Origin of the sequence: Promineifilum sp. (SeqCode), from assembly GCF_041918635.1 — a bacterium.
Classification (GTDB): Bacteria; Chloroflexota; Anaerolineae; order Promineifilales; family Promineifilaceae; genus Promineifilum.
This window is the reverse complement of sequence record NZ_JAYRVJ010000540.1, coordinates 1-1723: the sequence shown is the minus strand read 5'-3', so window position 1 is coordinate 1723 and position 1723 is coordinate 1. Positions and strand designations below refer to the sequence as shown.

The 1723-nt window shown below is 63.4% G+C and carries 1 protein-coding gene and 1 pseudogene; both read left to right on the top strand.

The features are described from left to right. The coding region (locus tag ACE3UY_RS16230) for an ABC transporter permease (protein ID WP_374688537.1) at positions 1-1479 on the top strand (1479 nt) is incomplete at its 5' end. Between the two features lie 46 nt (positions 1480-1525). Continuing rightward, positions 1526-1723 (top strand): annotated as a pseudogene (locus tag ACE3UY_RS16225) (hypothetical protein); the annotation flags it as partial.

The window sequence follows — 1723 nt, the reverse complement described above, 5'->3', positions numbered from 1 at the left end:
TTCGCCTTTGTTCGCAAAGAGATCATCAGCGTCCTGCGTCAGCCGCGGCTGATCTTCTCGCTCATTCTCGGCCCGTTCCTGATCCTGCTGCTGTTCGGTATCGGCTACCGCGAGGAGGCGCGCACACTGCGGACGCTCTTCGTCGTGGCCGAGGGCAGCCCAATGACCGAGCTCGTCCAGGAATACTCCACGCGCCTGGGCCAACAGTTCGCATCGCAGGGCGTCATCACCGACGCCGCGGAAGCCGACCGGCTACTGCGCCAACAACAGGTAGACCTGGTCATCGTCGTGCCGCCGGATCCGCTGGCCGACGTGCGCGCCAACCGGCAGGCGGAGTTTTCGCTTTACCACTACGAGATCGACCCTTACGAGAAGACCTACATCGAGATTTTGGGCCGCAACTACACCGAGGAGATCAACCGCCAGGTCTTGCTGGCTGCTGCCGACCAGGGCAAGGTTGAGGCGCGCACCCTTCAGGAGCAGACGGCCCTGGCCCGCGAGGCGGCGGCAGCGACCCGCCTGGCATTGGAAGCGGGCGACGAAGAGGCGGCGCAAAGCTCAGCCGCGCAACTCGATGAGGATTTGGGGCTGCTGGCTGTGGCCGCCGGCTCCGGGTTGGTGCTGCTATCGGGTATGGAGAACACGACCGGCGCGGACACGCTCCAGGCCCGGCTGCAAGCGCTCCAGCAGAACGCCGCGACGCTGCACCCGACGGGCGGGGCGGCCACGCCGGTGAGCGAGCGGGCCCAGACGGCCGCCGTCATCGAGGCCGACCTGACCGAGATCGACAGCCTGCTGAGCGAATACCAGCGCCTCGATTCGCAGGTCATCATCTCGCCCTTCACCAGCAAGACGCTGAGCATCACCGACATCAGCCTGGGGCCGACGGACTTCTTTGTGCCGGCGGTCATTGCCCTGCTCCTGCAACACATCGCCGTCACGCTGGCCGGGCTGTCCATCGTCCGCGAGCGGCAGGATGGGCCGCTGGAGATCTTCCGCGCCTCGCCCGTCACCGCCTTCCAGACGCTCGTCGGCAAATTCATTGGCTACCTCATTATGACTGCGGCCATTGGGGCCATTTTGACGGCGCTGGTGGTCTTTGTGCTAGACGTGCCCATGCTGGGTAACTGGGGCAACTACGCGCTGGTGGTTCTGGCTCTGCTATGCGCCTCACTGAGTCTGGGCTTCTTCATCTCCCTGCTCGCCAAGACGGACAGTCAGGCCGTCCAGTACGCCATGATCCTGCTGTTGGCCAGCATCTTCTTCAGCGGTTTCTTCCTGGCTCTCTACCGGCTGTGGGAACCGGTGCGGGCCGTGTCGTGGTCGCTGCCGGTCACCTATGGCATTAGTCTCCTGCAAAGTGTCATGCTGCGTGGGCAAGTACCCAGTGTACTCCTGCTGGCGTTGCTATTTGGCTATGCTCTGCTATTCTTTCTCTTGGATTGGTGGCGGCTCAGCCGTCTGATGGGTCGTCAGTAACAGTAAGACAGGGCGCGACGCTACTTGGGAGGCGCACGGCGGACGTATGGTCAACAACAAGCTCGGTCTCCCCTTGCCGGAACTCACCACCCGCCAGTTGGTGATCGCCACACTGGTGATAGGCGTGGTGGCGCTGGGCTTCTGGCTGCTGTTTCGCTTTCATCAGGTCATTCTGCTCCTGATCGCCGGTATCATCATAAGCACCGCCCTGCGGCCGGTGGTGCAATGGCTGCGACAGCGCGGT